This window comes from Amycolatopsis silviterrae, from assembly GCF_042684085.1.
GTDB lineage: Bacteria > Actinomycetota > Actinomycetes > Mycobacteriales > Pseudonocardiaceae > Amycolatopsis > Amycolatopsis silviterrae.
This window is the reverse complement of sequence record NZ_JBHUKS010000016.1, coordinates 167,324-192,550: the sequence shown is the minus strand read 5'-3', so window position 1 is coordinate 192,550 and position 25,227 is coordinate 167,324. Positions and strand designations below refer to the sequence as shown.

General features: G+C 69.2%; 25 protein-coding genes. 11 read left to right on the top strand and 14 right to left on the bottom strand.

The annotated features are described in order from the left end of the window. Window positions 1–10: 10 nt before the first annotated feature. The 9 genes from ACFSVL_RS23660 to ACFSVL_RS23620 form a co-directional block, all read right to left on the bottom strand. A complete protein-coding gene (locus ACFSVL_RS23660) occupies window positions 11–2,530 on the bottom strand; it encodes a Pls/PosA family non-ribosomal peptide synthetase (protein ID WP_378307624.1) in 2,520 nt (839 codons plus the stop codon). A gap of 919 nt (window positions 2,531–3,449) precedes the next feature. Then, window positions 3,450–4,037 carry a nitroreductase family protein gene (locus tag ACFSVL_RS23655; protein WP_378307622.1) on the bottom strand — a complete coding sequence of 196 codons (588 nt, stop codon included), beginning with the start codon at window positions 4,035–4,037 and terminating at the stop codon, window positions 3,450–3,452. A gap of 613 nt (window positions 4,038–4,650) precedes the next feature. Further along, entirely contained in the window at window positions 4,651–5,037 is a 387-nt protein-coding gene (locus ACFSVL_RS23650) for a histone-like nucleoid-structuring protein Lsr2 (RefSeq protein ID WP_378307620.1), read from the bottom strand. A 130-nt stretch (window positions 5,038–5,167) separates the two neighbouring features. Then, a complete protein-coding gene (locus tag ACFSVL_RS23645; RefSeq protein ID WP_378307618.1) occupies window positions 5,168–6,424 on the bottom strand; it encodes a bifunctional 3,4-dihydroxy-2-butanone-4-phosphate synthase/GTP cyclohydrolase II in 1,257 nt (418 codons plus the stop codon). A gap of 78 nt (window positions 6,425–6,502) precedes the next feature. Then, window positions 6,503–6,943, bottom strand: a complete 441-nt coding sequence (locus ACFSVL_RS23640) for a MarR family winged helix-turn-helix transcriptional regulator (protein WP_378307616.1) — start codon at window positions 6,941–6,943, stop codon at window positions 6,503–6,505. Window positions 6,944–6,946: 3 nt separating this feature from the next. Next, complete coding sequence (locus ACFSVL_RS23635) at window positions 6,947–8,182, bottom strand: CynX/NimT family MFS transporter (RefSeq protein ID WP_378307614.1); 1,236 nt, start codon at window positions 8,180–8,182, stop codon at window positions 6,947–6,949. Continuing rightward, window positions 8,179–8,862, bottom strand: coding sequence for a FadR/GntR family transcriptional regulator (locus ACFSVL_RS23630; RefSeq protein WP_378307612.1), 684 nt, complete (start codon window positions 8,860–8,862; stop codon window positions 8,179–8,181). Before ACFSVL_RS23630 ends, ACFSVL_RS23635 begins: the two co-directional genes overlap by 4 nt. A 276-nt stretch (window positions 8,863–9,138) precedes the next feature. Continuing rightward, on the bottom strand, window positions 9,139–9,720 hold the full coding sequence (locus ACFSVL_RS23625; RefSeq protein WP_378307610.1) for a TetR/AcrR family transcriptional regulator: 582 nt from the start codon (window positions 9,718–9,720) through the stop codon (window positions 9,139–9,141). A gap of 9 nt (window positions 9,721–9,729) precedes the next feature. Then, window positions 9,730–10,488 (bottom strand): creatininase family protein, encoded by a 759-nt coding sequence (locus tag ACFSVL_RS23620; RefSeq protein WP_378307608.1) that lies wholly within the window; start codon window positions 10,486–10,488, stop codon window positions 9,730–9,732. 117 nt (window positions 10,489–10,605) lie between these two features. Here ACFSVL_RS23620 and ACFSVL_RS23615 point away from each other — a divergent pair, with 117 nt between their 5' ends. Genes ACFSVL_RS23615 through ACFSVL_RS23595 form a run of 5 tightly spaced genes read left to right on the top strand, consistent with a single transcriptional unit; the run spans window position 10,606 to window position 15,717 of the window. Then, window positions 10,606–11,778 carry an LLM class flavin-dependent oxidoreductase gene (locus tag ACFSVL_RS23615; RefSeq protein ID WP_378307606.1) on the top strand — a complete coding sequence of 391 codons (1,173 nt, stop codon included), beginning with the start codon at window positions 10,606–10,608 and terminating at the stop codon, window positions 11,776–11,778. Continuing rightward, the gene (locus ACFSVL_RS23610) at window positions 11,775–12,587 is read left to right on the top strand and encodes an enoyl-CoA hydratase/isomerase family protein (RefSeq protein ID WP_378307604.1); all 813 of its coding nucleotides are present in this window, start codon (window positions 11,775–11,777) and stop codon (window positions 12,585–12,587) included. Before ACFSVL_RS23615 ends, ACFSVL_RS23610 begins: the two co-directional genes overlap by 4 nt. Before the next feature lie 11 nt (window positions 12,588–12,598). After that, entirely contained in the window at window positions 12,599–13,378 is a 780-nt protein-coding gene (locus ACFSVL_RS23605; RefSeq protein WP_378307602.1) for an enoyl-CoA hydratase/isomerase family protein, read from the top strand. Beyond that, complete coding sequence (locus ACFSVL_RS23600) at window positions 13,371–13,871, top strand: flavin reductase family protein (RefSeq protein WP_378307600.1); 501 nt, start codon at window positions 13,371–13,373, stop codon at window positions 13,869–13,871. Before ACFSVL_RS23605 ends, ACFSVL_RS23600 begins: the two co-directional genes overlap by 8 nt. A 43-nt stretch (window positions 13,872–13,914) precedes the next feature. Next, window positions 13,915–15,717 (top strand): AMP-dependent synthetase/ligase, encoded by a 1,803-nt coding sequence (locus ACFSVL_RS23595; RefSeq protein ID WP_378307598.1) that lies wholly within the window; start codon window positions 13,915–13,917, stop codon window positions 15,715–15,717. A gap of 502 nt (window positions 15,718–16,219) precedes the next feature. On the opposite strand, the gene ACFSVL_RS23590 is transcribed toward ACFSVL_RS23595, so the two are convergent. Next, a complete protein-coding gene (locus ACFSVL_RS23590; RefSeq protein ID WP_378307596.1) occupies window positions 16,220–16,585 on the bottom strand; it encodes a VOC family protein in 366 nt (121 codons plus the stop codon). Window positions 16,586–16,657: 72 nt separating this feature from the next. On the opposite strand from ACFSVL_RS23590, the gene ACFSVL_RS23585 reads away from it, so the two are divergent. Beyond that, complete coding sequence (locus ACFSVL_RS23585; protein WP_378307594.1) at window positions 16,658–16,849, top strand: DUF2795 domain-containing protein; 192 nt, start codon at window positions 16,658–16,660, stop codon at window positions 16,847–16,849. Window positions 16,850–16,930: 81 nt separating this feature from the next. Here the strand turns inward: ACFSVL_RS23585 and ACFSVL_RS23580 are convergent, their stop codons facing one another. The 3 genes from ACFSVL_RS23580 to ACFSVL_RS23570 all read right to left on the bottom strand — a co-directional run bounded on the left by ACFSVL_RS23580 (window position 16,931) and on the right by ACFSVL_RS23570 (window position 19,200). Then, window positions 16,931–17,290, bottom strand: a complete 360-nt coding sequence (locus ACFSVL_RS23580) for a hypothetical protein (RefSeq protein ID WP_378307592.1) — start codon at window positions 17,288–17,290, stop codon at window positions 16,931–16,933. 63 nt (window positions 17,291–17,353) lie between these two features. After that, the gene (locus ACFSVL_RS23575) at window positions 17,354–18,544 is read right to left on the bottom strand and encodes a zinc-dependent alcohol dehydrogenase (protein ID WP_378307590.1); all 1,191 of its coding nucleotides are present in this window, start codon (window positions 18,542–18,544) and stop codon (window positions 17,354–17,356) included. Between the two features lie 44 nt (window positions 18,545–18,588). Next, on the bottom strand, window positions 18,589–19,200 hold the full coding sequence (locus ACFSVL_RS23570; RefSeq protein ID WP_378307588.1) for a UdgX family uracil-DNA binding protein: 612 nt from the start codon (window positions 19,198–19,200) through the stop codon (window positions 18,589–18,591). Window positions 19,201–19,284: 84 nt separating this feature from the next. Here ACFSVL_RS23570 and ACFSVL_RS23565 point away from each other — a divergent pair, with 84 nt between their 5' ends. The 4 genes from ACFSVL_RS23565 to ACFSVL_RS23550 all read left to right on the top strand — a co-directional run bounded on the left by ACFSVL_RS23565 (window position 19,285) and on the right by ACFSVL_RS23550 (window position 22,823). Then, window positions 19,285–20,412: an NAD(P)-dependent malic enzyme gene (locus tag ACFSVL_RS23565; protein ID WP_378307586.1), complete on the top strand. Its 1,128-nt coding sequence runs from the start codon at window positions 19,285–19,287 to the stop codon at window positions 20,410–20,412. Window positions 20,413–20,426: 14 nt separating this feature from the next. Continuing rightward, window positions 20,427–21,389: a CHAD domain-containing protein gene (locus ACFSVL_RS23560; RefSeq protein ID WP_378307584.1), complete on the top strand. Its 963-nt coding sequence runs from the start codon at window positions 20,427–20,429 to the stop codon at window positions 21,387–21,389. A 15-nt stretch (window positions 21,390–21,404) separates the two neighbouring features. Then, a complete protein-coding gene (locus tag ACFSVL_RS23555) occupies window positions 21,405–21,812 on the top strand; it encodes a DUF6292 family protein (RefSeq protein WP_378307582.1) in 408 nt (135 codons plus the stop codon). A gap of 204 nt (window positions 21,813–22,016) precedes the next feature. After that, window positions 22,017–22,823 (top strand): SigB/SigF/SigG family RNA polymerase sigma factor, encoded by an 807-nt coding sequence (locus tag ACFSVL_RS23550; protein WP_378307580.1) that lies wholly within the window; start codon window positions 22,017–22,019, stop codon window positions 22,821–22,823. A gap of 470 nt (window positions 22,824–23,293) precedes the next feature. Here the strand turns inward: ACFSVL_RS23550 and ACFSVL_RS23545 are convergent, their stop codons facing one another. Further along, entirely contained in the window at window positions 23,294–23,749 is a 456-nt protein-coding gene (locus ACFSVL_RS23545) for a hypothetical protein (RefSeq protein ID WP_378307578.1), read from the bottom strand. Window positions 23,750–23,906: 157 nt separating this feature from the next. Here ACFSVL_RS23545 and ACFSVL_RS23540 point away from each other — a divergent pair, with 157 nt between their 5' ends. Further along, complete coding sequence (locus ACFSVL_RS23540; protein ID WP_378307576.1) at window positions 23,907–25,145, top strand: helix-turn-helix domain-containing protein; 1,239 nt, start codon at window positions 23,907–23,909, stop codon at window positions 25,143–25,145. The last annotated feature ends 82 nt before the right edge of the window (window positions 25,146–25,227 follow it).

Sequence of the window (25,227 nt, the reverse complement as noted above, 5' to 3'; positions counted from 1 at the left end):
CGGTGGCCGGTCACGATTTCCCCGCCAGCTGACGGCGGCCGGCCCGGAGTTCGTGCGCCGGGTTCCCTCCCCAGTGCTCGTGGGCCGGGACCTCGGCGCCCTTCATGAGGAAGGAGTCCGGGGCAAGCGTCGAACCCTCGCCCATCGTCACGCCGTAATGCACCAGCGCTCCGACGCCGACCGTGCAGCGGCTGCCGATCTCGATGCGGTCCATCTTGAAACCGCCGTCCTCCTGCGAATGGCACTGGATGACGGACCCGACGTTGAGCGCGACGTCGTCGCCGAGGCGCACCAGCGTCTTCTCGATGATCCCGGTGCCGTCGTCGAACAGCCGCTTGCCGACCTTGATGCCCTGCATCCGCCACACCGCGGTCTTGAACGGAGTGCCGTCGAGCGAACGCATGACCGTCGCGGTCGCGGCCGCTTTCCAGAAGCGTTCCTGCCGCCAGAACCGCCGGTCGTAGATCGAGCAGGACACCGGGCGCAGCGGCTGGATGAGCACGGTGATCCGTTCCAGCGCGACGAAGAAGAGGATGCCGTAGGACAGGAAGACCACCGTGTCGAGCGCGAACAGCGGGGCGCCGAGGTGCACGTAGTAGAGGTCCGAAGCCCAGGTCAGCAGCAGCAATCCGTAGAAGAACAGCCAGTGCGACCCCGCATACAGCAGCATGGACACCGCGTTGTGCCGGTTCTTGGCGGCCAGCCTGCGCCGGAATTCCTCCGGGGTCTTCGGATGGTCGAACTGGCTGTCGCGTTCCACCGAGCGCGGGATCTCGAAGCTGGGAGAGCCGAGCAGCCCGACGCCCTCGCGCATCGGGCCGTCGAGCGGGACGAGGACCTTGGTGGCCAGCAGGCAGTTGTCCCCGGTCCTGGCTCCGGCCGGGTAGACGACGTGGTTGCCGAGGAAGTTCTGCGCCCCGACGCGCACCCGCGACAGCCGGAACGAGGTATTGGTGTATTCGGCGTTGAGCACCGACAGGCCGTCGGCGACCATCGTGCCGGCGCCGGCCTCGAACAGGAACGGGTTCTCGTATTTCTCCTCGAGCCCGAAATTGGATCCGGTCTGTTCTTTCTTGGAGATCCGGCAGCCGACCGCGCGCAGGTAGTGCACGATCGCCGAACTGTCGCCGAGAAGGGTCTTGAAGAACCGCAGATTGGTGAGCGCGCGGATGACGCGGTGCGCGGTGTAGCGGAGGGTGTAGAGGCGGTAGACCTCGCCGGGCTTGAGCGCGCGGTTGAGCAGCCGCGGCAGGAGCACGACGATCAGCAAGCCGATCAGCCGCAGGCCGAAGTACAGGATGAAGGAGACGACGAGCGCCTTCCAGTAGAACATCGGGTGGGTGAAGTCCATGTCCGCCGTGCCGAGCCCCATCGCCGGGCTCAGGTGCGGCAGGACGTTCACCTCGAGGCCGAGTAGCCCGAGCATCAGCGGGGCGCCGAGGAAGATGACGGTCAACGCCTGGCGCACGGCGAAGAACGCCCGCCGGAAGCTGCCGCAGGCCCGCGGCCCGACCCGCCGGTACCGCACGTCGGAGGGCACCGCCGGCACGCCGTGCCAGCTCTGCCCGTCCGGGACCGCCTGCCCGGCGTGCAGGGACGAGGCGTGCCCGAACTGGGCGTCGTCGCCGATCCGGGTCTCGATGTCGAGGACGGACATCTCGCCGACGTAGGAGTGCGACCCGATCGCGACCGGGCCGGTCCGGATCACCCCGTCCTGTGCGCGGTAGGTGGTGAAATAGGTGTCCTTGCAGATCACCGTGCCTTCCCCGACGGTGAGCAGATCGGTGCACACCGGGACGTACCGGGAAAAGATCGTCACGCCCTTGCCGATCTTCGCGCCCAGCGCGCGCAGGTACATCGAGTAGAGCGGGGAACCGGCGAACAACGGGACGAGCGGGTTCCGCTGGACGAGGGTTTTGACCATCCAGAACCGGACGTAGCCGAGGCTCCAGATCCGGATTTCCCCCGGTTTCCACCGGCCGACGATGATCCATTTCAGCGCGATCGGCAGCGTGCACAGAATGATCAGCAGGGCGGCGCCGAAGCCGACCGCGCGCAGGTAGAAGTCGGCGAGGCCGGTTCCGGCGATGATCCAGTCGGTTCCCGCGCCGAGCACCTGGGCGACCAGGAAGGAATAGGCCAGGAAGATCAGCACCTGCAGTATCCCGCAGCCGAAGTATTCGAGCCGGCTCGCCCGCTTCGGCGGCTCCGCGGGGACGGGCGCGGAGGCCGGCTCCGGCTCCGGCGGCTCGGCGGCGACCGGCGCGGTCTCGGCCAATGCGGAGACGAGACTGGCGATGGTCGGATTCCGGTAAATGTCCTTGATGGTGACGGCGGGAAGATCGGCACGCTTGCGCACCCGTGCGCAGAACTGTGCCAGCACGAGCGAGTTGGCCCCGAGATCGGCGAAGAAGTTGCTGTCGGCCGACACGCTTTTCTGCCCGGTGACATCGGCCATCACCTGAGCAAATGCTTCTCCGGTGTCGGGTGCCGGACCGGGGCGGGCGGTCGGGTACTCGGTGAGATCCATATCTCTAATAATCGGTGGATGTAACGCCGACGTAACCTACGGACGTCGGTGTTGACAATTTCGTGACCTGTTCGATGCGCGTCGCGGTGGACAAATGCCGCGCGGGCGAAGATTGAGGTCTAGACCACGCAAAGAGACATTAACCTGGCAAAGAGGACTAATACCGCGAATACGATTTATTTTTCAACATCCGGTGGCAGCTTTCCACGGATTCGGGACGCTTCCGGCGAACGGTTCCCGCGAGTCTGTTCGTCGTCGTGCATTTACCGCAAACCCATCCTCCGCCCGGGCGATGCTACCAGGATTTCACCGGTTCCGGGGACAGGATTCCCCGGTTGGCCGCAGTCGAACTGCTCCGCGGGGGTGAAATCCGCGGCACTGACGAGTGGCGGAAGTTCGCTCTGCGAAGGGGGTTTCGCGCGGCGGCCGGTCCCCGTTGTGCCCGGAACCGGGCGGTCGTCAAGTTCCGATGGTCCCGGATTCGGTGACATTGTGCTTCAACCGGAATGCGCAAGTGCTGCTTCGCGGGATTGATGGCACTTTCGAGGGAATTGCCGTCTCCGGCGCGTTTTTGTGCCATGTGGGTGAGCGATGCGGCAGGCGGCCGTCCCGGCTGCGCTGTTCGGCCGGTGCCGGGCTGCTCCGCGCGTTTCGCGGCCCGGTTTCGCCGGAAGTGCCCGGCGGCGTCCCTCGCGGTTTTCCGTCCGCCTCGGCGGGCTTCGGCACGCTTTTAGAATTATTTTCGCGTTGCTGGAGTGCCCGGCGTGCGGACAGCCGGAAAATGGAGCCGGCTGCCCGGTCCGCCGGGATATTCGCAGTCTCGCCCGCGCCGACGACGATTACCGCGCTGCTCGGGTGCCTGGACGTCGTGGCTGAGGCACGGCTCGGCGCACCGAGCGCAACTGCCCTTAGTGAACGCCTACCACTGTCCGAAGTGGACGGTCTCGGTCATCGGCCGCCGCTTGCGAGACGCCGGAGAGGCGCCCGCGGAGACCTTGGCGTCGGCATCGTGGCCGATGGCGATCGCACCGATCGGCTCGTGGTCGGCCGGCACGCCGAATTCGGTACGTACCTTGTCGAAATCCTCGGCCCCGATGCCGAAGTACACCGCGCCGAGGCCCTCGTCCACGACCGTCTGCAGGATGAGCAGGACGGCCATGCCGGTGTCGATGTACCAGAACGGCACCGGCCAGTGGTCCTCGCTGCGGTCGGTCCAGCCCTTGTCCGGCTGGGCGTAGCGGTCGAGGTAAACGTCCTTCACCGAAAACGGGATCACGATCACCGGCGCGGCCTTGGTGGCGTCGTCCAGCGTCCAGGACGCGAGGGTGTCGGCGAACCGCCGCACGTCGTCGCCCCTCAGCACCAGGAAAGCCTGCCCTTGCGAGAAACCGGCGGACGGCCCGCGCAGCGCATTGCGCATGATCCGCTGGACGCTCTCCTCGGACACCGGTTCGTCGGTGAACTTGCGCACCATGCGCCTGCGCCGCACAACGTCCTGAAACTCCATCGCAGCCCCCCGGGGTGTGGAAGTCGTCGTTTCGGCCAACTCTAGCGGGCTCGGGCGGCGACGGGTGCGGCTGAGGCGTATCCGCCCAGTCCGAAGTGGCTGGCGGGCCGGGTTGGCTTGCGCCGGGGCCGTCGCGGGCGGCGGGAGCTGGGTATGTCGTCCGTGAGGGGCACCCTGAGGGAATCAGATTCCCTCAGGGTGCCCCTCACGGACTCGAAGAAACAGGCATAGTGGCGTTGATCGGGCATTTCGCTGACGTTGGCGTCCTTTATGGACGGTCCGGCGGCTGAGGCCACCCGGCTTGGGTCCCTGGCGTTGGTTGCCGAACCTCGGCGGGGGAGCGATCTCAGCGGGGGCTGCGGCCGAATCCCGGCGGGGGTGATCTCCGTCGTCGGTCTTTCCGGAGCTGCTTCCGGCGAGGATCGTCGGCACTTCGGCTCGCTTGACGGCCGCCGCTGATGCCGAAACCCCGGCCGGCGTGATCTCCGCCTTCGGCTTTCCGGAACCGCTCCCGCCGAGAAGCCTCGGCTCGTCCGCCGCCGAAACCCCGGCGGCGGAGCGGGCTTCCCGGAAATGATCTCGGCGGGCGCCGCCGGGATCATTTCCGGCGATGTTATTTCCCGGCGCCCTTTTTCGCCGCGCGCTTGCGGCGGGGTTTCGCCTCCTCCTTCTGGCTTTCCTCGTAGGCGGCGACCACCTCGCGCGGGATGCGGCCGCGTTCGGCGATGGCCCAGTTGTTGTCGAGGGCCCAGGTGCGGATGGCCTTGGAGCGCTCGCGTTCCTCGGCGGTCGGCGCGGCCGAGGCCCGCAGAGTCGTCTTGCGTCCGCCGGTGCGGCGGGCGGAGGCGATGAAATCCGCGAGCTGCTCGCGCAGGGCGGCGGCGTTGTCGTCGGACAGGTCGATTTCGTACTGGACTCCGTCGAGTCCGAAGGGGACGGTCTGCCCGGCCTCGGAGCCGTCGAGGTCGTCGATCATCTCGACGAGGACTTTCTGTGCCATCGCGGTGATTCCTCCTGAAAACGGGACGTGGTCTCCGCAAACCATAACAGGAGTCCACTGTGGCTGGTCGGCGGCGATAATGTCCGGCCGCCGGACGAGGGCCGCGCACCGCAATTCCCGGGAGGGGGCGTCAGGAGCTTTTCTGCTCCAGGACGGGATCGGCCAGCGCCGCGAAGCGGTGTCCCATCCGGTCCCGTTTCGTCCGCAGGTAACGGAGGTTCTGCGGAGTTTCGACCGCGCGCAGCGCGACCTGCTCCGCCACCTCGAGCCCGTATTCGGCGAGCCCGGCGCATTTCGCCGGGTTGTTGGTGATGAGCCGCACCCGCCGGACGCCGAGGTGTTCGAGGATCTGCGCGCCGGAGCCGTAAGACCGGGAATCCACCGGCAGGCCCTGCGCGACGTTCGCGTCGACGGTGTCGAGGCCGGATTCCTGCAGCGCATAAGCCTGGATCTTCGGCGCGAGCCCGATTCCGCGACCCTCGTGACCGCGCAAGTACACGATTGCTCCGCAGCCCTCGTCGGCCACCGCGCGCATCGCTTGTTCGAGCTGAGTGCCGCAGTCGCAGCGCAGCGAGCCGAGGATGTCGCCGGTGAGGCATTCGCTGTGCACGCGCACCAGCGCGCCCCGATCGGAGCGGCCGGCGGCGGCGACGTCGCCCATCACGAGGGCGAGATGCTCGGTGCCGTCCAGCTTCGATCGGTAAGCGACGGCACGGAAGTCGCCGAAGGCGGTCGGCATCGACGCGGTCGCGACGGGTTCGACCAGCCGCTCGGTGGTGCGGCGATAACGGATCAGGTCGGCGATGGCGAGAACGGGCAATCCGTGTTCGGCGGCGAATTCCCGCACGGCCGTGCCGCGGAGCATTTCGCCGTCTGCGCCGATCAATTCGCTGATGACTCCGACCGGTTCGCGACCGGCCAGCTGCAGCAGATCGACGGCGGCTTCGGTGTGCCCGGCCCGCACGAGCACCCCGCCGTCCCTGGCGCGCAACGGAAAGATGTGGCCCGGCCGGCGAAGGCGCTCGGGCGGCGTGGCCGGGTCGGCGAGCGCGCGGCAGGTGTGCGCGCGTGCCGTCGCGGAGACCCCGGTTCCCGCTTCCAAGTGATCGACGGACACGGTGAACGCGGTGCCGTGTGCGTCCTGATTGTCGGCGACCATCGGTGGAAGCCCGAGGTCGTCGGCGCGTTCCGCGGTCATCGGCGCGCACACGATCCCGGTGGTGTGGGCGACGAGGAAAGCCATCTGCTCGGCGGTGACGCTTCCGGCAGGGAGCACGAGGTCGCCCTCGTCTTCCCGATCGGCGTCGTCGACCACCACGATCATGCGGCCTTCCTCGAGTGCGAACACGGCCGCGCGCACGTCCGCGGCTCCTGGTGGGGTGAGCATGTCTCGAACCTCCCGCGCTAAGTTACTGAATAATAACCTCAGAAGATGCAGTGAGCTGGTAAATCAGCTGTGAGAATGTTATCGCTCAATAACATCGAGCGGAAGAGGCCGGGTCCGCTGAAGATCGCTGACGAAACAGCCGAGCAGATCCGCGAACCGGGCCCGGGCTTCCGGAGACCATCCGGCGAGGGCGGTGCCGAACTGCGCGGCCCGGCGCTGGTGCTCGGCGTCGAGGATCCGGCGGCCCGCGGCGGTCACGACGAGCGGGCTGGCGCGGCCGTCCTCGGGATCGGCCCGGCGCTCGACCAGTCCGGCCCGGACCAGCCCGGCGACCTGGCGACTGACCGTCGACGGGTGCACGCCCAGCGTCGCGGCGATTTCCCCGGCCCGGAACGGACCTTCCTCGGCGAGCATCGCCAGCAGCGGCAAGCACATCGGCTCGACCGGCGCCGGTTCCGCTCGCTTGACCAGGCGCGCCAGCGCGAGCAGCTGACGCGCCACCTGGTCGGCGTCCGACATCGCTCAGCCGCCAGCCCGAACGTGCCGGTCGCGCCCGGCGCCGTACCCGGTGAAGGCCATCACCACGCTCAACGCGGTGAGCGCGAGAAGCGCGCCGGACCAGCTTCCGGTGGCGTCGTGGAGAATGCCGAGCAGCAGCGGTCCGGCGGCCGCGACCAGGTAGCCGATGGACTGCGCCATCCCGGCCAGCGCGGTGGTTTCGCTGGGGCCGGTCGCGCGCTGGCTTTGGAAGCTCAGCGCGAGCACGAGGCACACCCCGGTGCCCAGCCCGAGCAGCGTGCACCCGACGATCGCGATGCCCGGCGCCAGCAGCAGAATCGCGAACCCGGCGGCGGTGACGACCGAGGCCGCCGCGGCAGGGAAGCGCTGGTCAGCCCGGCCGCGGGTGAGCAACGGCAGCACCATGCCGGTGGCCAGCGCGACGAGCTGGTAGTAGAAGAGCATCCAGCCGGCCGCCGCGGTGCTCATGCCCTGTCCGCTGAGGATGCTGGGCAGCCAGGCGACCGCGGTGTAGAAGGCGAGCGACTGCAGGCCCATGAACAGGGAAACCTGCCACGCCAGCCAGGATTTCCACGGGGTCCGCGCGTGCGCGCCGCGGGTCCGCGGGGTGTGGTCCGGACGCGAACCGCGCAGCCGGGGCAGCCATCCGGCCAGCGCGGCCACGGCGACGAGCACCGCCCAGGCCAGCGCGGAATGCCAGCCGCCGGGCAAGATTCCGGCCAGCGGAACGGAAATCCCGGACGACACCGCGGCGACCACGCCCATGACCGTGACGTAGAGGGCGCTGACGGTGTGCACCCGCGAGGCGGGGACGTGCGTGCGGATCACCGTGGGCAGCAAGACATTCCCGACGGCGATCGCGGCCGACAGCAGTACCGTCCCGGCGAACAGGCAGGCGATCGACGGCAGCGACCGGACCACCGTGCCCGCCGCCAGCACCGCCAGGGAAAGCACGAGCAAGCGGGTAGAGCCGATCCGGTGCGAGACGCGGCCGACGAGCGGCGAAGTCACCGCGAACATGAGCAGCGGCAAGGTGTTCAGCACGCCGCCCGCCGAGGCCGGCAGGCCCGTGTCGTGCTCGATCGCCGGCAGCAGCGTGCCGACGCCGGTCAGCGTCGCGCGCAGATTGGCCGCCACCAAGAGGATCGCGAGCAGCGCCCCGGCCGACCACTCGGGTTTGCTGATCGGTCTTCCCCGGGCGGCCGGGGCCTCGGTCTCGGCGGAATTCGCGACGGTCACTTCTCCCGCTCCGTTCCGGCCTGCGTGAGCTTCACGATTTCGGCGGCGCAGTAACGGGCCCCGACCTCGTCCTTGGCGGCGATCGCTTCGACCAGCCGGCGGTGCAGCCGGGTGTGCTCGGCGGCGGTCGCTTCGGGCCAGAGCGTGTCGCCGATCTGCTCGGCGACGGAGGCGCTGAGGACGTCGTACACCTCGGTGAGCAGGGAGTTCCGCCCCGCTTCCACCACGGCCTGGTGGAAGCGGACGTCAGCCTCGGCGGCGGTCTCGGCGTCGTCCCGGACCTCGGATTCGTCGAGCAGCCGCCGCAGGCTGGCCAGGTCGTCGTCGGTGCGGCGGACCGCGGCCAGCCCGGAGGCGTACTCCTCCAGCACGGCCCGCAGCTCCAGCACGTCGTCGCGCCGCGAGGAGTTGGCCCGCCGCGTCAGGACGGACTGCATCTCGCTCGACGCGCGGACGTACGTCCCGTCGCCCCGGCGGGCTTCGAGCAGGCCGAGGTGCACCAGCGCGCCGAGCGCCTCCCGCACCGTCGTCCGCCCGACGCCCAGCTGCTTGACCAGGTCGTTCTCGGCCGGGATCCGCATCCCGACCGGCCATTCGCCGGAGGCGATCTGCTCCCGCAGGGTGTCCACGAGTTGCGCGGCGAGGCTCGCCACCCGGTTCGGCGCACGAAGATCGTTCATAAGGCGACCCTAACACCGAATGTCAGACATTTGTATGTGACCGCGGTCGCTGAGCTGGTTCCCGGGGCGCGGGGATCAATGCCAGGGACTCAAGGCGGCGCTGCGGGTGCCATTGTCGGGCCTGCCTCGCCCCGGGTTTGGTCGTCCGTGAGGGGAACCCTGACGGACTCTGATTCCCTCAGGGCCGCAGTGGCGGGCCCGCCACGATGCGTCCCGCCGGGTGGCCCGGGCGCTGGGGTTCCGGGAACTCGGCGTGCAGGTGAGCGGGGCGCTCGGCTAGACCGTGCCGGGCGGGACGAGCAGCGCGTTGATCGCGGCCGTGCGGATCGTCGTCGCGACGCTTTCCGGGTCGAGTCCGCTGTTGAACTGGGGAACCGAGTTGATCATCGAGAACACCGCGTGCGTCAGGACCCGGTTCTGCGCGTCCGACAGATCCGGCCGCAGCCGCTCCACCAGCGCGCTCCACTCCTCGGCGTAGAGGCGCATCATGCGGCGCATCCGGTGCCGCTCCTCCTCCGGGACGTTGTGCTCGTTCTTCAGGAACACCAGCGTGGACGGCACGTTCTGAAGGCTGCGCGTGACGTGGTAGTCGATCATCGCCTCGAGCGCCTTGCGCGGGTCGGTCACCTCCGCCGCGGTCTCGCGCGCGTTGGCCAGCAGGTCCTTCAGCGGGTCTTCGAGCACGGCGATCAGCAGCGCCTGCTTGCTCGGGAAGTGCCGGTACAGCGCGGGGCCGGTCACGCCTGCCCTCGATCCGATCATCTCGGTGGTGACCGCGTCGAAGGCGCGCTCGTGGAACAGCTCGCCGGCGACTCTGATCAGCGTCTGCCTGCGCGAGGAGCGCGGAGAACTCGTCATGAGCAGAGTCTAGGTGAGAGGCCGATAACGTGCCGCCGCATACGCCGCGAGCAGGTCGGCGACCGCGCTGAGGCAGGCGAACCCCAGGTCGGACGCCATGCCTCGCGGGTTGCCGAGCACGCCGTTGGGCGCGACCGCTTTGACGCCGCCGGTTAATACCCGGGCCAGCAGGGCGTCGTTCATCGGTTCGGCGAGACCGGCGGTGGCGCGGTCGCTTCGCACGGCTTCCGGCCGGAGGGCGAGCATGATCGAACTCTCGGCGATGTCGGCATGTCCGCCGACGTGGCTCGCGAGGCCGGCGGAGGCGGTGCGCCAGGCGTCGAGTACGGCGGTCGAGTCGGAGAAGGCGATGACGTCCAGGTCGGCGGGCAGGCGCGCGGCGAGTTTGGGCTCGATCTCGCTCAGCACCGGGTAGTTGCCGATGTGTGCGGAGAAGATCAGCACCCGGCGGAAGCCATGTGCGGCAAGGCTTTCGCAGCAGTCGAAGCAGATTGCTTCCAGTGTCTCGGGCCGGAGGGACAGGGTTCCGGCGAAGCCGAGGTGATGCGCGGAGCAGCCGACGCGGACGGTCGGCAGCACGAGTGCGTCGCCGAGGCGTTCCGCGACGAGGACGCCCAGCCGGTCGGCGTGTTCGCTGTCGACCGACAGCGGCAGGTGCGCGCCGTGCTGTTCGGTGGCGCCCAACGGCAGGATCGCGGTCCGCTTGCCGCCCGCGATCGCGTCGGCGATTTCCGGCGAGGTCAGGTGCTCGATCCGCAGCTCGCTCATGCTTTCCTCCGGCTGAAGTTAGTGATTAGTAACGCGTTTGGTGGCCAGGTGAGCCTTGACCACGGGTTGTCTCCGACCTATGTTATTGCTCAATAACATTGGCCGGAAGGAGCGATCATGGACTTCATCCTCATGTCGGAGGGGGACACCCCGGTCGGGCTCACCCACGAGCACCGCTACCGGGAACTGATCGAGGAGGTGCTGCTCGCCGAACAGGTCGGCTTCGACGCGTTCGGAAGTTCGGAGCAGCACGTCGCGATCGGCACGGCGACGGTGTCCGCGCCGGAGGTGCTGTACCCGTACCTGATGGCGCTCACCAGCCGGATTCGCTTCATTCACCTCGTGACGCTGCTGCCGACGCGAATGAATCACGCGCTGCGCGTCGCGGAGCGGATCGCGACCGAGGACATCCTGTCGAACGGCCGGGTCGAACTCGGCACCGGCCGCGGCAACACGACGCTCGCGCTGCGTGCGTTCGAAGTGGACCCGACCGAGAACAAAGCCCAATGGCGGGAGGGGATCGAGCTGATCCGCCGGGCGTTCCTCGAAGACCCGTTCTCCTTCGTGGGCGAGCACTACAAGGTTCCGCCGCGCAGCCTCGTCCCGAAGCCGCTGCAGGCGCCGTACCCGCCGATCTCGGTCGCCACCGGCAGCCCGAGTTCGGTCGAAACCGCGGCCTCGTTGGGCATCGGCGCGATCATGGGCGGCTTCTACCTCGGCTACGACCTCGTGGCGAACATGCTGAAGCTCTACGACGAGACGCTCGCCGCCACCACCCACCCGTACCCGATCACGCCGCGCAAGATGGTCCTGGTCAGCGGTGGCATGCACTGTGCCGAGACGACCGCGCTGGCCCGCGAACAGGCCCGGCCGCTGTTCGAGATGTCCAAGCTTTCCACCGACGCCTTCGGCCGGCTTGCGAAACTTTCACAGGACTACGCGTACATGGGCGCGGTCAAGGACGTCGACTTCGACGACGAGGAGTACCTGTTCGAGCGTTCGCAGGGTTTCGTGGTCGGCGATCCGGAGCACTGCATCGAGCACGTCCAGCGCTACGCGGACATGGGCGTGGAAGCGCTGGTGTTGCGAGTGGACAGTCTTCCGCACGACCAGCTGATGCGTTCGATCGAGCTGTTCGGCAAGTACGTGATCCCGCGGTTCAAGCACCCGCGCAACGTGGTGCGCCCGGCCGAGGACGTGCTGGCCGGGATCCGGGCCGCGCGTCCCGCGCACGAGGAAGCGCTGCGCCGGTTCCAGTCCGAGGGCAAGATCGTGGAGGCAGTCCGATGAGCGAGCTTTACCAGCACGGCACCGGGAATGTTCTCGTCGAACGTCCGGCTGACGGCGTTCTGTTGATCACTATCAATCGGCCAGAGCGGTACAACGCGATGCTGATGCCGATGTTCGAAGAGCTGAGCGAGACCTGGGCCGACGTCGAACGCGACGACGAGACGCGGGTCGTCGTGGTGACCGGGGCGGGCGACGCCTTCTGCACCGGCATGGACGTCCGGGAGCCCGACCCGACGCCGGAAGCGGCGCTCGCGATGCTGGAGTCCGAGCGCAGGCGGATCTCGACCGTGCTGCGGATCGAAAAGCCGATCATCTCCGCGATCAACGGCCCCGCCGTCGGCTACGGCCTGTCGACCGCGCTGCTCGCCGACATCAGCATCGCCGCCGAGGACGCGGTGCTGATCGAGGGGCACACGAAGGTCGGCGTGACCGCGGGCGACCACGCGACGCTGATCTGGCCGCTGCTGGTCGGGATGGCCAAGACGAAGTATTACGTGCTCACGTCGGAGAAACTGACCGGCGCCGAGGCGGAGCGGATCGGGCTGGTGAGCCTGGCTGTTCCCCGCGAACAGGTGCTGCCGCGCGCCCTTGAGATCGCTGCTCAGCTCGCGCGGGGCCCGCAGCAGGCGCTGCGATTCACGAAACGCGCGCTCAACATGTGGCTCACCAATGCGTTGCCCCAGCACGAATTGTCCGGTGCGCTCGAGATCCTCGACTTCGCCGGTGCCGACTATCGCGAGGCGCGCCAAGCGTTCCGGGAGAAGCGTCCGCCGGTGTTCCCCTCCGCTTCCGGCGTACCGGCGAAGTGAGCGGGGGCGACGTGACCACTGCCTCGCTCAGCGCTGTCCCCGTCCCTGTCTCCGTCTCCGGCGAGGCGGACGGCGTGGTGGTCTTGACCCTGAACCGTCCGCCCGCGAACGCGCTCAGCGATTCGCTCATCCGCGAGCTGACCACTGCCCTCGAAGACCTCGCCAGCGGTCCGGACGCGCCCGCGGTCGTCCTGACCGGGGCGGGCGAGCGGTTCTTCTGCGCGGGCGGAGATGTGAAAGAAGCGATCGGCTATGACGCCGGGTCGATGGTCGATCGGATGACTTCTTTTCACGCGCTGCTCTGCGCACTGGAAAAATTTCACAGGCCGCTGGTGTGCGCGGTGAACGGATGGTGCGTCGGCGGCGGGATCGAAATGGCGCTGTTCGCCGACGCCGTGTACGCGTCGTCGGAGGCGCGCTTCGTTTTCCCCGAGGTCGACCACGGGATGCTGCCGGCGGTGAAGGGGATCGCCCGGGTGCGCGGGATCGTGGGCGATCGCGGTGCCCGGCGGTTGTTGCTGAGCGGAAAACCGGTCGACGCGTTCGAGGCGAAAGCGCTGGGCATCGTCGACGAAGTGGTGGAACCGGGGGAGTTGCTGGAGGTCGCAGCCGCGGATGCGCGCGCGGCGGCGGCGAAACCGCCCGCGGTGTTCGCGGCCTTGAAACTGGCCCTGCACCAGGAGGTCGCCGGATGGCCGGGCGAGGAGCAGCTCCGCGTCACGGCCGCCGACGCCCGCACGATTTTCCTCGATCCTGCCGCACGAGCTGCCCGGGAGGCATGGCATGACTGACGTATCGCACGACCTGGACCCGGCGGTTTTCCGCTCGGCGCTGTCCAGTTTCCCGTCCGGCGTCACGATCGTGACGACCCGGGGCGAGGACGGAACGCTGCACGGATTCACGGCGAGTTCCTTCGCTTCGCTGTCGCTCGACCCGCCGCTCGTCCTGGTGTGCCTCGACCGGGGTGCGACGTGTTTCCCGGTTTTCCTCGCGGCCGAGCGGTTCGTGGTGAACGTTGTGACTCCTTCACACGCGGAGCTGGCGACGAGGTTCGCGACGAAAGGCGAGAACAAATTCGCGTACGGGACCTTCGAGTTCGACGAACAGGGGCATCCGCTCCTGCCGGACGCGGCGGCCGTCCTGCGCTGCGAACTGGAACAGGCCGTGCCCGGCGGCGACCACGTGATCCTCATCGGCCGGGTGCGCGAGGCGCGGACCGGCGAGGGCAAACCGGTGATGTGGTACCGGGGTGACTTCCGCCACCTCGGCGAGCGTGCCGCGTGAACGCCGCCGGATCTAGGCTCGCCGCGGGAAGAGAGGCCGGATCATGGAGCTGACCGGGTTCGAACCGGACCGGACGCTGCCGGGACTGCTGCTCGAGCGCGCGAGCCGCGAGCCCGACGCCGTCGCGCTGCGGTATTCCCGCGACGGCGTAGTGCGGACGATCACCTGGCGGACCTACCTCGACCAGGTGCGCGAACTGGCGCTTGGCCTTGTGGCGCAAGGTGTTCGGCATGGCGACCGGGTCGCGGTGATGAGCAGCGCGCGGCCGGAATGGGTGTTCGCCGCGCTGGCCGTGCAGAGCGTCGGCGGGGTCGTGATCGGGGTGTATCCGACCAACTCGCCCGCGGAGATCGAACAGGTCCTCGTGCACAGCGAGGCGGTCGCGTTCCTCGGCGAGACCGACACGGAACTGGCGAAGGTCGCGAAAATCGCCGCGAACACCCCGGCCCTGCGGCTCGTCGCCGGAATCGACGCCGCACCACCGGACCTGCCTCCGGAGATCACCGGCGCGACCTGGGACGACCTGCGTTCGGCCGGTGCGTCCTCCTCGGCAGACGGCTTCACCGAACTGATCGCCGCCACCGCGCTCGACGACCCCGCGGTGCTCTTTTACACCTCAGGCTCCACCGGCGCGCCCAAGGGCGTGACTCATTCACACCGCACCATCCAGCACGCGATCCAGAGTGTGATCGGTTTATACCCGGACAGCCGGACCACGCGACACGATGTGGTCGGTTTTCTCCCGCTGGCCCACGTCGCGCCTGCGGTGTTACTCGTTTTCACGCCGCTGCACACCCGGTTGGTAGTGACCTTCTGCCGCATCGAGGAGTACGGCGAGGTACTGCGCGCGGTACGCCCGACCGTGATCCTTTGGCCGCCCCGGTTTTACGAAAAACTTGCCGCCGAACTGATCAGCCGAGCCGAATCCTGGAACCCTCTCCGGCGCGGCGCGTATCGGCTCGCGATGCGCGTCGGCCGCCGCGTGGCCGAACGCCGCTGGTCCGGCCGCAGCGCGTCTCCGGCATTGAGAATTATTTACACCGCTGCCGTTCGCGGTGTTTTCCTTCCCCTGCGGGCGACTCTCGGTATGGACCGGATCCGCGTCGCGTGGACGGCTTCGGCGGCGATGCCGGAGAGCGTCGTCGCGCTGTGGCAGATCTGGGGGCTCGACCTCCGTGAGAACTACGGGCTCACCGAAACCGCCGGCTGCCCCATCGGGCAGTTCGGACAGCCGTTTCCGCGCCCCGGTCGGATCGGACGGGAGTTCCCGGACCCGCGTTTCCAGGTGAAACTGGCCGACGACCGGGAAATGCTGATCCGCGCCCCGCTGCTGTTCGACGGCTATTGGCGGAACCCGACGGAAACCGAGGCAGTCTTCGAGGAGGGCTGGTTCCGCACCGGAGACCTGATGGAACGCACGGCGGACGGGGACATCCGGCTGATCGGCCGGAAGAAGGACGTGATCATCACGCGGGGAGGGAAGACCGTCGATCCGCAGCCGATCGAACTCCGGTTGAAGGAGAGCCTGCTGATCGAGGAAGCGATCGTGGTCGGCGACGGGCGAAAATATCTCACAGTCCTGCTCGAACCGGGTGCCGGAGCGGAGTCCGCAGGGCGCCTGCGGGCGGAGCTGGACCGGGTCAACGCGGATCTGGCGCGGGTGGAGCAGCTGAAGGATTTCCGCGTCTTGCCGCGCCCGCTGGAAGCCGCCCGAGGCGAGCGGACGGCAAACGGAAAGGTGAAGCGTGCGGCGGTGGTGGAGTCGTTCGCGGGGCTGATCGACGAGATGTACGGCACGGATGACGATGCGGCGATCGCGGACCATGTGCGGCGGGGGCCGAGGTAGGGGTTTCGTGGTGCGGGGGCAGGTGAGGCGGGCTGTCGTGCGGGGGTCGCGGGCGCATGTGCAGTGGGGTTGTCGCGGTGAGATGTGCGCGGGGGTTGCCGGGCCGTGTGCGGTGGGACTGTTGTGGCGGGCTTTGGTGCGGGAGTCGTGGGGCTGTCGCGGTGGGGCGTGGTGCGGCAGTCGCGGGGGCATGTGCGGTGGGGATCTTGGATGGGGTCGTCGGGGCGTGCGCAGTGAGGATGTGGTGCGGGAGTCGTGGGCCATGTCCGGCGGCGTCGGGGTAATGCCGAAGTGGTTGCTGTGAGGGGAACCCTGCGGGAATCAGAGTCCGTGAAGGTTCCCCTCACAGCTGTGACACGGCGCGTTAGCGAGTGACAGCACCCGGCGTCTCCCGCCTGACCGCGGTGGGCCGGGTACGGACCTCTGGCGGAGAGAAGCCCCGTCTCAGGCTCAACCGCTGGCGGACATCGCGACCGGCAAGACCGCCGCTACGGGGTAAACCTCACTGTGGTCCGTAAATCACGACGGTATTCCCCCAGGGATCCCGGGCCACCGCGCGGACCTCGTGTGGGCCCTGTTCCGGTTGCCGCACAACGGTTCCGCCGCCTGCCACCAGCGCGGTCAAGGCCGCGGCCACCTCGGGGACTTTGAATGACGCAGCGGGGACGCCGTCCGTGACGTCCTCGTCCGGGCCGGCTAGGGCGAGTGTCGTTCCGCCCGCGTCCAGGGCTGCGTAGCGGTCTCCGTCGACGAATTTCGTGGGCAGGCCGAAGGTCGTGGCGTAGAACTGCACGGCTGCGGCGACGTCGGCGACCGGGTGCAGCACGTTCCCGATTTTGGCCGGGGCGGGGTTCGCGGAATCGTTCACCAGTCGAGCGTAACTCGCATTGATGTCTGGCCGGGCGGGTATGTGAAGGAAGAACACGAGGAAGGGAACGCGATGTCGGACGTCTGTGAATATTTGACAGAGGTCGAATACCCGTGTGAGCGCGGCGAACTCCTCCGTCGCGCGGCCGCGAAGGGCGCGGGGGACGACGTGATCGGCCATCTCGGCAAGTTGCCCGAGCGGCGGTACGAAAACGTGGACGCGGTCCGTCGGCTGCTTGGCGGTGACGTTGATCCGCATTCGTGAGGCAACGGAGTGCCGTGGGCGGGTTGAGGTCGACCCCGCGGGCGCGACTGGGTGAGCAGGAGGGGTGGGGCATCGCCGAGGTCAGGTAGTCGCACACCAGGCGGCGGGGCCCATCAGCCGGCGACGCTTTGCTTCTGGCCGATGAACGTCTGCCGTTCCGGGGTCACCTGGAGGAGGACGCGTTCGGAGTTGATCGCCGCCAGAGTGCTTGCGGGCGAGTTCGTCGACCTGCAGCGGGAGCGTTCGCCGGTCTCGACGGCGCCCGCGGATCTCGGCGTAGCGGTACGGGTCCTGCTCGTCGCGGATCAGGACGGTGATCCGGTCGTCGCGGACGACGTTGCGGTACTTCGCCCGGTGCGTTTCGGTGTTGAGCACGACACTCCCGTTCTCGACGTGCACCCAGATCGTCTGCAACCGTCCGCTCGGCCGCACCGTCGGCACCGCGGCGAAGTTCGCGCCGGTGGCCAGTTCTTTGGTGGTTTTTCGGCCGTCGGCCGCCGCGCCTCAAGCCGCAGGTTCCAGCAACACCTTCTGCACGCCTTCCAGCTTCTTCTGGAACATCTCATACGCCCGCGGCGCATCCGCCAGCGGCAGCTTGTGCGTGGCGAACCCTTCCACCCCAAGGGGATCGCCGTCCGCGGTCACCACCGGCAGGATGTCGCCGATCCACCGGCGGACGTTCGCCTGCCCGCTGTGCAGCCGGATCTGCTTGTCGAACAGGTCCATCATCGGGAGCGGGTCGGCCATCCCGCCGTACACCCCGGACAGCGAGATCGTGCCGCCTCGCCGGACGCTGTCGATGGCCGCGTACAGCACGCTCAGCCGGTCGACCCCGGCCTTCTCGGTGACCTTGGCGCCGATTTGCTGCGGCAGCAGCGAGACCAGGTTGTGCGCGAGTTTCCCGATCGGGGCGCCGTGGGCCTCCATCCCGACCGCATCGATCACCGAGTCCGCGCCGCGGCCGCCGGTCAGGTCGCGGATCGCGTCGCCGATCCGGCGGTGGTCGCGCAGGTCCAGGGCGGTCGCCCCGTGCGCGCGGGCCCGCGCCAGCCGTTCCGGCACGAGATCGACCCCGAGCACCTCGCCCGCGCCCTGGTGCAGCGCGACCCGGGCGGCCATCTGGCCGATCGGGCCGAGGCCGAAGACCGCGACGGAGCCGCCGTCGGGGATGTCCGCGTACGCCACGGCCTGCCACGCGGTCGGGACCACATCGGACAGATAGACAAACCGTTCATCCGGCGGGCCGTCGGGCACCTTGATCGGCCCGTACTGCGCTTGCGGCACCCGGAGGTACTCGGCCTGCCCGCCGGGCACCTGGCCGTAAAGCTTCGTGTAGCCGAGCAGCGCCGCGCCCTTGCCCTGGTCCTTGACCTGGGTGGTCTCGCATTGCGACTGGAGCCCGCGTTCGCACATCCAGCAGTGGCCGCAGGAGATGTTGAACGGCACCACCACCCGGTCGCCGGGTTTCAGCGCGCTCACCCCGCTGCCCACTTCCTCGACGATCCCCATCGGCTCGTGGCCGAGGATGTCGCCTTCGGTCATGAACGGGCCCAGCACCTCGTACAGGTGCAGGTCCGAACCGCAGATGCCGGTCGAGGTCACCCGGACGATCGCGTCGGTCGGCTCCTCGATTTTCGGGTCCGGGACGTGGTCGACTCGCACGTCCCGCTTGCCGTGCCAGGTCACTGCTTCCATGGCGGCCGGATTCCCCTTGCTAGGGCGGGCAAACGTCCGCCGGTTCAGAGGCCGCGCAGGTCGGCGACGAACTCGTCGTAGGCGGCGGCGCGGTCAGGCGCGCGCAGCACCGCGGACGGGTGCACGGTGGCGACCGCGGCGGCGAACAGGCCGGCGAACTCGTCCGGCGGGTCCATCGGCTCGCCGCGGTGCCGGGTGAGCCGGAAACCGCTGCCGTACACCGATTGCGCCGCCGTCGCGCCCAGCAGCAGCACGAGCCGGGGCCGGATCGCCTGGAGTTCGGCGACCAGCCACGGACGGCACGCGACCACCTCGGAGCGCGCCGGTTTGTCGTGGATCCGGCGCTTGCCGCGGAGCTGGAACTTGAAATGCTTGACCGCGTTGGTCAGGTACAGCGAATCGCGGTTCAGGCCGACGTCGCCCAGCGCCCGGTCGAGCAGCCGCCCGGCCGGGCCGACGAACGGTTCGCCGCGCCGGTCCTCCTGGTCGCCGGGCTGCTCGCCGACGGCGAAGATCTCCGCCCGGGTCCCGCCCGCGCCGAAAACGGTGGCCGTGGCGTCGCGGTACAGCCCGCAGCCGCGGCATTCGCGGGCGGCTTGGCGGAGCGTGCCGAGACTGGTGGTGTCCGGCGGTTCGGCTCCTGGTTCCGTGGCCACCGGATGGCTTTACCCGCGCGGAGCCGCGGGCAAACGCGAGGCCGAGCACGATTCCGCCGCCTCGCCGCCGGGTATCCGGCGGCTATGAACGGAAGCCGTGGAAAGATCCAAGTCACCACCCGGGTGCGGCTCGACGACGCCGACGACCTCGCCGAGCACTACACGCCCGGTGTCGCCAAGCTGGCCAAGCGCGTCGCCGACGATCCTTCGGTGCTCGCGCGTGAAACGGTGCGTGGCAATTCCGTCGCGATCGTCTCGGACGGTTCCGCGCTGCTCGGCCTCGGCGACCAGGGCCCGGCCGCCGCGCTGCCGGTGATGGAGGGCAAAGCGGCGCTGCTGAAGCGGTTCGCCGACGTCGACGCCTGGCCGATCTGCCCGGTCAGCCGCGAACCGGACGATCTGGTGCGCACCGTCAAGGACCTCGCCACGTCGTTCGGCGCGATCAACCTGGAGGACATCGCCGCGCCCCGCTGCTTCACGGTGGAACGTCAGTTGCACGACGAGCTGGACGTGCCGGTTTTCCACGATGACCAGCACGGGACCGCGATCGCCGTGCTGGCCGCGCTGGACAACGCGCTGAAGCTGACCGACCGCACGCCAGGGGAGACGTCGGTGGTGATCTCCGGTGCCGGGGCGGCTGGCTCCGCGATCGCCCGGCTGTTGCTGAAGGCGGACTTCCGCGCGGAACGGATCGTGGTCTGCGACAGCGAAGGCACCCTGCACGGCGAACGCGACCTGACCGGCGAGAAACAGTGGATCGCGGAGAACACCAACCGCGGCGACGCAGTCCGCGGCAGTCTCCGGGACGCCTTGCGCGACGCGGACGTCTTCATCGGCGTGAGCGCCGGCGGCCTGCTCAAGGGGGACGACGTCGCCCGGATGGCCGACCGGGCGATCGTTTTCGCGCTGGCCAATCCGGAGCCGGAGGTCGATCCGGAGGAGGCGCGCGAGCACGCGGAGATCGTCGCGACCGGCCGCAGCGATGAGCCGAATCAGATCAACAACGTGTTGGTGTTCCCCGGGATGTTCCGCGGGCTGCTCGATTCCGGCGCGGTGAGGGTGACTCCGCGGATGCTGCTCGCGGCCTCGCACGCGCTGGCCGCGACGGTGGGAGACGACCTCGACCGGGAGCATATCGTGCCCAGCGTCTTCAACGAACGCGTGGTGCCCGCGATCGCCGAGGGCGTCGGCGGTGCGGTGGAAAGCGACTGAACCAGGAGCAGGGAATGCATTACGACATCCAGGATTTCCAGCTGACCAGACCTGGCGGCCCGCGGAGAAGAAGCATCGGCTCCGGACGGCGGCTGAGATCGGTGGCCGCCGGGCAACAGCCGACCGGGGTGGTGCCCGCGTATCTGAACGAGCAGCTTGAGCGGTTGCGCCGCGCTGAGTTGGCCTTCCACGACGGCGCTGACGATTCGGTGCACCAGCTGCGGGTCGCGGCGCGGAAGCTGCGGAGCGCCATCCGGACCTTCAAACCCTTGGTGGGCAAGAAGAACGCCGATGCGGTCGCGGCGGAGCTGAAGTGGCTGGGCGGCGAACTCGCCCCCGCGCGCGACACCGGAGTCAGCCAAGCTCGTATCGAGGCTGGCCTGGACGACGTCCCGCCGGAGCTGGTTTTCGGTCCCCTGCGGCAATACCTGGCCCGCGGTTTCGCCCGCACTTCCCAGACGGGACTGACCCGCGCGGCGGAAGCGTTGTCCAGCACCAGATACGCGACCCTGGTGCAGTCGATCGCCACGCTGATCGAAACCACGCGGCCGGCCGGCGAGAAGGCGTTGCGGAAACTGATGCGCAAGGCCGCGCGCAAGCTTGAGCGAGCCACCGCCGCGACGGCCGGGCTCAGCGGCGACGAGTTGGAAAAGGCGCTGCACAACGTCCGGAAGAAGGCCAAGCGCGCACGGTACGCCGCGGACGTCGTCCGGCCGGTTTTCGGCAAGAGGCTCCGCGTCTGGCGCAAGCACGTCAAGGCCGTGCAGCGCACGTTGGGCAAGCATCAGGACAGCGTCGTCGACCGCGCGGCGTTGCGGCACTTCGCGATCGACGGCTTCAGCGAGAACCAAAACACGTTCACCTTCGGCCTCCTCTACGGCCGCGACGAAGCCGCCGCGAGCGTGTTGCGCGACAGGTTCGCCGACGAATGGCGCACGCTGACGACCGGCGCGCGCCCTGCCTGGCTGAAGATCTGACTGAGAAAGGCCCCCGTGACCCCGTACGCTGCCCTCGCCGCGCTCCGCGACTACCTCGCCGAGGTCACACGCGCGCTCGGGATCGGCCTGGAATCCTGCATCGTCGACCAGGACCCGACGCTGTCGGTGTACGTCGCCCTCGACGGATACCTGCCCGGTTACCCCGAGCGCGACGTCGCGCTCCGGTGGGACGAGGTCCGGGGCTGGTCGATCGCGGTCGAAGCCCGTTCCGGCGAGGACCTCGTCGTCGTCCGCTACCTCGGCGGCACGAGCGCCGCGCCGCCGCCGGAACGCCTCGTGCGGTTCGTCACCGCACTGCGCGAGGACGACCACCGGATCGGGCAGTGCGCCCCGCCGGTCTTCCGTTCCGTCGGCGGTTTCGCCGGAGCCGACACCCTGTCGCGCCCGCGCGGCCGGGCTTGAGCCCCCATTCGGGTGGCCGGCCGGTTGACCGGGCCGTCCGGCGGGTACCACCCCGCCATGAAGCTCCGGCTGCCCGGCGCCCCCTGCGCCGCGCCCGCCTTGCGGCGCGGCGCACTGTCCACTAAGGATGTTGAGCGTCGGTAACGCGATGCGCACCATGGCATTACCCGAGTCAGGTTCCCTTCGCCCGTCAGGAGGACCCGGATGACCGCGGCGACCATGACCCGCACCCGGCGCAGCGACGACTACCGGCACTGCGCCGCGTGGTTCGAGGAGATCCGCCATCTCGCCGAGGACACCGGCGAGCACGCCCGGCTCCGCCGCCGCCTCATCGAGGAGCATCTGCCGCTGGCCGAGCACATCGCCCGCCGGTTCGCCCGGCGCGGGCAGCCGTCCGAGGACCTCTTGCAGGTGGCGCGGATCGGCCTGATCAACGCCGTCGACCGGTACGATCCGGCCCGGCAGTCCGATTTCGTCGCCTTCGCCGTCCCGACGGTGATGGGCGAGGTCCGCCGGTACTTCCGCGACCACACCTGGTCGGTGCGGGTCCCGCGCCGGCTCAAGGAACTCCACCTGACCCTCGGCCAGGCCGCCACCGACCTCGGCCAGCGCTTCGGCCGCGCGCCCACCGCGCGCGAACTCGCCGAGCACCTCGGCCTCGGCCTCGACGAGGTCGCCGAGGCCCTGCACGCCGGAAACGCCTACCAGGCCGCCTCGATCGACTACCCGGCGCACGACGACACCGGCTCGCTCGCCCTGGCCGACACGCTCGGGGAAAACGATCCCGAAATCGAAAAACTCGAGGATCGCGAAACGCTCAAACCGCTGCTGCGGAATCTGCCCGAGCGGGAACGCGCGATTGTCGTCATGCGTTTTTTCTCGAATATGACGCAAAGCCAGATCGCCGAACGGGTCGGCCTGTCGCAAATGCAGGTGTCGCGGTTGCTGGCCCGGACGCTGAGCACCCTGCGGGAGCAGCTCACCGAGGCGGCGGCCCCTTCGGTTCGGTGAGTTCGGCAAGGCTAGTCGTCCGTGAGTGGAACCCTGAGGGAATCAGAGTCAATGCCAGGAGCTTAAGGCTGCGTCATGGGTGCGGCGTGAGGCGCGTCCGCCCAGGCCAAAGGGGTCGGCGGGCTCTTGCCAGGCCCAGCACGAGCGGCGAGAGCAGGATCATCGTCTGTGAGGGCCTCCCTGAGGGAATCAGTTTCCCATGCCGGGGACTTAAGGCGGGCGCTGCGGGTGTCGTTGAGGCTCGCCTTGCGGTAGCAGGGGCTGGCCAGGGCCGCTCGTGGCGGGCCGGCTGGTGCGGGTTTGGTCGTCCGTGAGGGGAACCCTGACGGACTCTGATTCCCTCAGGGTTCCCCTCACGGACCTCCGGACATGGCCACGCGGGCACCAATCGGGCAATTCGACGACCTGGCGTCCTTTGTGGATGGTCCAGCCGGCGTGCGGCCACGCACCTTAAGTCCCTGGCATTGGAATCAGAGTTCCTCAGGGTTCCCCTCACGGACATCGGCGGAGTCCCGGGCCGGGAGATCGGGCAGGCGGCTTTTGATCGTCGCCACCTGACGGCCGAGCGCGAGGACGTGTTCGAGCCGCTCCGCCAGCGCCGGGTCGCCGGTGGTTTTCTCGCCGACCGGTGGTGCTTCGACGCCGTCCTGCTGCGCGTGCAGCGCTCGCATGGTCGCCGTCCAGTCCGCCTGCACGAGGACGTCCGGCACCGGTGGCGCGGTCAGCTCGAAACGCAGACCGGCCGGGCCGGAGACGGTCGTCCAGTACTCGGTTCCGCTGGGAGCGCCGTCGAGCTGGTAGGTCATCGTGTACGTCCCGCCCAGCTCGGCGGCAGCGGCGCGCACCTCGGCTGATGCCGCGAGCAGCTGGTTCATCCGGTCGACGTGCGCCGGGGACATGAATCCGGGGATGTCCAGGGGGATCACTTCCTTCGCCGTTCGAGGCGAGTATCGGGCGGCGCGCCGCGCTGGCGCTTCCGGCAGGTGTCGGGAACCGCGCGGGCGCGACATCTGTCGTGTCGAACGGGGGATTCCGCGTCATCTGTCGCTCGCGATCCGGGGGCCGCCGGGGGAGAGTGGAGGCATGGCTGACGACCTGCAGGAGATCGTCGACGACCTGGCCGAGCGGCTGCGGCGGTCGGTGGCGATCGACGATCCGTCGATCCGGCTGCTCGCCGCGAGCCGGCACTTCGGGGACGAGGACCGCGTCCGCGTGGCCTCGGTGCTGAACCGGTCGGTCGACGCGGAGGTGCGGGACAAGGTGCTCGCCCAGGGCATCGCGGAGTGGACCGGGCCGGGGCGGCTGCTGACGCCGGTGGACGGCGTGCGGCCTCGGGTGTGCGCGCCGGTGCGCTGCGCGGGGCTGCTGCTGGGGTACCTCTGGCTGATCGACCCCGGTTCGGCGCTGGACGAGAAGCAGTTGGAGCTGGCCAAGGACGCCGCGAGCCGGGCGGGCGCGGTGCTGTACCGGCGGCTCGTCGTGCACGAGCGCACCCAGGCCCGGCAGGAGGCGATCCTGTGGGAACTCGTCTCGTCCGACCGCGGCATCCGCGCCCAGGCGGTCGAGGATGTGCGGGCCGAGCAGGTGTTTCCGGCGGGTGCGCGGTTTCAGGTGCTGGGCGTGCAGCACGCCGGACCGGACGGGGGTGCCGCGCCGCAGCAGGTGGCTCTGGAGGCGGCGGTCGAGGACGCTTCGGGGAATGCGTTGATAGCCGCCAACAAGTCCCGCGCGTGGCTGCTGTTCGGCAGGCGGGAAGCTCCGTCCCGCCGGGAGCTGGACGAGTCGTGCGCGCGCCTCGCCGCCCGGTTCGGCCGGCTGACCCGGCAGAGCGGGCAGCTCGTGTTCGGTGTCGGCAGCGTCGTCGACGGCATCGAGCAGGTCGCCGTCTCGTACCGGCAGGCGTTTCTGGCGGCGCGCGCGGCGCGGTTCGTGCCGTCGCTCGGCCCGGTCGCGCGCTGGGGCGAACTCGGCCCGTACGAACTGCTCCTGCAAATGCCCGCCGACGACCTCGTCGCCGCCTCGCACACGCCGGCGCTCGACGCGCTCGAACGGGAAGCCTCGCACGCCGGGTTCATCGCCACGCTGGAAAGGTTCCTCGACAACGCCGGCGACGTCGCCAGCACCGCGCGGCAGCTGAACATCCACCGCGCGACGCTGTATCACCGGCTGAAGCGGATCGAACAGCTCACCGGCTGCGAACTGAACCGGGGCGACGACCGGCTGACCCTGCACCTCGGGCTGAAGATGCGCCGGCTGGCCGAGGGCTACCGGGCGGAAACGGCCCCCGGCGGCGAGGCGCCGAGAATCCGGTCGGTGTCCTGACCCGGCCGCGCGACCGACGTCGCACGCTGCCCGGCCGATGCTCGACGTCCGTGCATTGGCCAGGGCTCCGCGGGCGGCGGAA